Origin of the sequence: Janthinobacterium sp. (assembly GCF_009923995.1) — a bacterium.
Lineage (GTDB): Bacteria > Pseudomonadota > Gammaproteobacteria > Burkholderiales > Burkholderiaceae_D > Janthinobacterium.
The window spans coordinates 1-3,805 of record NZ_RFSK01000128.1 but is presented as its reverse complement, the minus strand read 5'-3'; the positions used below and the strand labels follow the sequence as shown (position 1 = coordinate 3,805).

At 67.8% G+C, this 3,805-nt stretch carries 4 protein-coding genes; all 4 read right to left on the bottom strand.

The window, feature by feature from the left end; genetic code table 11:
- The coding region (locus EBS11_RS28035) for a CpaF family protein (protein ID WP_290608766.1) at positions 1 to 922 on the bottom strand (922 nt) is incomplete at its 3' end.
- Positions 923 to 947: 25 nt separating this feature from the next.
- Positions 948 to 2,120 (bottom strand): AAA family ATPase, encoded by a 1,173-nt coding sequence (locus tag EBS11_RS28030; protein WP_290608764.1) that lies wholly within the window; start codon positions 2,118 to 2,120, stop codon positions 948 to 950.
- Positions 2,117 to 2,395, bottom strand: coding sequence for a hypothetical protein (locus tag EBS11_RS28025; protein ID WP_290608762.1), 279 nt, complete (start codon positions 2,393 to 2,395; stop codon positions 2,117 to 2,119). The genes EBS11_RS28030 and EBS11_RS28025 overlap by 4 nt, the downstream gene beginning before the upstream one ends.
- Positions 2,388 to 3,805, bottom strand: a 1,418-nt coding sequence (locus tag EBS11_RS28020; RefSeq protein ID WP_365956380.1) for a type II and III secretion system protein family protein, incomplete at its 5' end; no start/stop codon positions are given. The genes EBS11_RS28025 and EBS11_RS28020, both read right to left, overlap by 8 nt.

The window sequence follows — 3,805 nt, the reverse complement described above, 5'->3', positions numbered from 1 at the left end:
CGCCGCGCACCTCGCCCAGGATGATGCGGTCGGGGCGCATGCGCAGGGCATTGCGCACCAGCGCCCGCTGCGTCACTTCGCCCTTGCCTTCGATGTTGGTCGGGCGCGTTTCCAGGCGCACCACGTGCGGCTGCTGCAATTGCAGCTCGGCCGCGTCTTCCACCGTGACGATGCGTTCGGTGGCGCCGATGAAGCCGGAGATGACGTTGAGCATGGTCGTCTTGCCGCTGCCCGTGCCGCCGGAGATCAGGATGTTGATCTTCGCCTTGCCCAGGCCTTGCAGGATTTCCGCCATGCCTGCCGTCAGGCTGTCGTAGGCCACCAGGTCGGCCAGGCGCAGCGGGTCGGCCGAGAAGCGGCGGATCGACATCACGGGGCCGTCGATGGCCAGCGGCGGGATGATGGCGTTGACGCGCGAACCGTCGGGCAGGCGGGCATCGACCATGGGACTCGATTCATCGATGCGGCGGCCCACGCGCGAGACGATCTTGTCGATGATCTTCATCAAGTGCGCGTCGTCGATGAAGCACACGTCCGTCAGTTCCAGCTTGCCGCGCCGCTCCACGTAGACGCGCTTGTGCGTGTTGACGAGGATGTCGGACACGCTGGGATCGGCCAGCAGCACTTCCAGCGGGCCAAAGCCCAGCATTTCGTGCTGGATGTCGCGCGTCAGGTTCTTGCGCTCCAGTTCGTTGATGACGACGGTCTCTTCGTCCAGCAGGCGCTCGACGAGCAGGCGCAGCTGTTCGCGCACCTGCTCCGGCGACAGCCGCTGCAGGTTTTCCAGGTCGACCCTTTCCATCAGCAAGGCATGGATGCGCTGCTGGAGCAGCTGGTAGGCGCGGTTGTCGATGCTGCCCGCGCGCTGGTGCGTGTGCAGCTGGCCCAGGCGTTCGCGGATGGGGATGCTGATGGCGTTCATGGTGTCTTTCTCGGCAGGGCGGGCATCAGGCGCGGCGCAGCAGGCGGCCCAGCCAGCCCTCCTGCGCGGCCGGCGCCGCCGCGCCGCCCAGGCGGCGGGCAAATTCCTGCAGCGCCCGGGTGATCGGACTGGCCGGCGCCAGCTGCAGCACGGGGATGCCTTGGTTGACGGACGCGGCGGCCGCCTCGTAGTGGTTCGGCACCGTCATGTAGATATCGCTGCCGTACGCGTTGACGAGGTCGAGCACGCTGATCTCGCCGCCCTTGTCATGGCGGTTGACCACCAGGTGGACTTTTTCCATCGGGTAGTCGAGCGAGCGGAACACGTCGAGCAGGCGCTTGCCGTCGCGGATGTAGGGCAGGGTCGTCTGCAGCACGGGAAAGATCATGTCCGCCTGGTCCAGCGCGCGGATGCTGATGGCGTCGAGGCTGCGGCCGATGTCGAGCACGATGAAATCGTAGTGGCGGCGCGCCAGCTGCAGGATGGCGTCCACGTGCTCCGGTTTCACGTCATTGGCCTGGGTCGGGTCTTCCGGCGCGGCCAGCACGCCATAGTTGGGCAGCACGTTGAGCATGCTCGAGGCGAGGAAGGACGGGTCGAGGCGGTGGATCTGCTGCGCCACGTCGGCCAGGGTGGCCAGCGGCTTGTGATCCGAGACAAACAGCGAGGCGTCGCCGAACTGCAGATTCATGTCGATCAGCGCCACGCGGCTGTCGCCCTGCGCGGCCAGCGCATACGCCAGGTTGGTGGCGAGGAAGGTGGCGCCGCTGCCGCCCTTGCAGGAAATGAAGGCCAGCAGCTTGCCGTTGGCGTCGCTGCGCCGCTGCAATTTTTCCTCGATGCGCTCGATGGCCAGGTACAGGCAGCCGGGCGGCGCGGGAAAGTCCAGCACTTCGCGCACGCCGGCGCGCATGGCTTGCAGCAGGAAGTCCGGCGTGTGCTGGCGGCACAGCAGGATGAAGGCGATGCGCGGCTGCACATTGCCCAGCCGTTCGACGGCGTCCAGGTCGCCCCGCTCGATGCTGGGCTGGTCGAGGACGAGCACGTCCGGCGTGCTGTTCGGCGGCAATTTGTCGAGCTTGCCCAATACCTTGTCGATCTGGTGCGTCGGGTTGCGCGTACGCAAAAGGGCGGCGATGTGTTCCAGGCTTTTCGCGTCGAGCGAGACGATGGTGACCTTCACGCTGTGGCCTTTCATCGCTTGCCCAGGCCGATGGTCAGCGCGGGCGCGGGCGGGGCGGGCGCGACGAAGCTGTCCTGGTAGCGCTCGTAGGCGGCCACGCCGGCGCGGCCATCGCTTGCCGCGGCGGCGCGCTGGCGCGCGGCCACGTCGGGCGCCAGCGCCTGCTGCGCCGTGGCGGCGCGCACGCTGCTGCCGAATTGCCGGTCCAGCCGCGGCGTCAGTTCGCTGCAGCCGCTGGCGGCGAACGCCAGCGCCAGCAGCGGCGCCAGGATCGACGGGAATTTAGTCATGCTGCGGCTCCGGTTGCGCGGTGACGACGGTGGTGCTGGCGGGCGCCGGCTGGCCTTCCATCTTGCCGCGAATAAAGAAATCCGCCCGGCTGGGCGGCACGTAGCCATCCGTGGGCAGGGACGGCACGGCGGGCAGCGGCTTGACCAGGTGCGGCGTGACGATGAAGACCAGCTCGCTGCGGTCCGTCTGGAAGTCGCTGCTGCGAAACAGCGCGCCCAGCACGGGGATTTCACCCAGCATGGGCAGGGCCTTGATATTCGTCGTCACATTGTTCTTGATCAAGCCGCCGATGGCAAAGCTCTGGCCATCGAACAGCTGCACCGTGGTGGCGGCGCGCCGCGTGGTGAACGAGGGCAGGATGGCGCTGGCGTTCACGCTGCCCGCAGACAGGCCGATGCCGTCGCGGTTCAGTTCGGACACTTCCGGTGCCACCTTCAGGTTGATGCGCCCGCCGTCGAGCACGGTGGGCGTGAAGCGCACGGCCACGCCGTATTCCTTCTCTTCCAGGGTGATGCTGGGCGTGCCGCCGTTGTTGTTCTGGCTGACGGGGATGAAGACCTTGCCGCCGGCCAAAAAACTGGCTTCCTGGCCGCTGATGGCCATGATGGTGGGCTCGGCCAGGATCTTCACGAGGCCATCGCGCTTTTGCGCATCGACCTTGACGAAATTGCCGTTCTTGTTGTTGAACGCTTCGATCAGGCTGCGGTTGCCGCTGAGCAGGTTCGACAGCAAGGAATGGGTCCAGTTGCCCACCTGCACGTTGACGCCCAGGCTGGCGCCCAGCTGGTCGACGAGGCTTTTCGACACTTCCGCAATCTTGACTTCCAGCATGACCTGCTGGGGCGCCGCGATGGCCAGCATGTTGACCACTTTCACGCTGGCGGGGGCGCCGTCCGGCGTGGCCGCCGTGCCGCCGCCGCCCGCGGCGCGGGCCGCATATGCCTGCGCCAGGGCCATGATCTGGCTGGCCTTGACGGCATCGGCCACCGTGCCCGAGACGATCAGGGTGTCGGCCGCGGCATGGACCTGCAGCGCCGGTTCATCGGCGAACAGGAGGTCGAGCTGCTGGCGCAGCGGACCCGTGTCGATGGCCACGCTCAGGTCGATGATGGTGGCTTGCCGGGCGTGGTCCCACAGGATCAGGTTGGTGGCGCCGGGACGCTTGCCCAGCAAATACACTTCGTTCGGGTTGAGCAGGATCACGTCGGCGATGGCCGTGTCGCCCACGGCCAGGCGGCTGGCGGCGAAGGGCAGCGGCAGCAATTGCGATTTGCCGGCCGACAAGGCGATCAGCCGCGCCAGCGCGGGACGGGCCGCTGGGCTGGCCGCCGGCGTGGCGGGCGCGGCCTTGGCGCCGGCCCGCGCGCCATGCGCCGGTGCCGCCAGCGCGCAGGCGGCCAGCGCCAGCA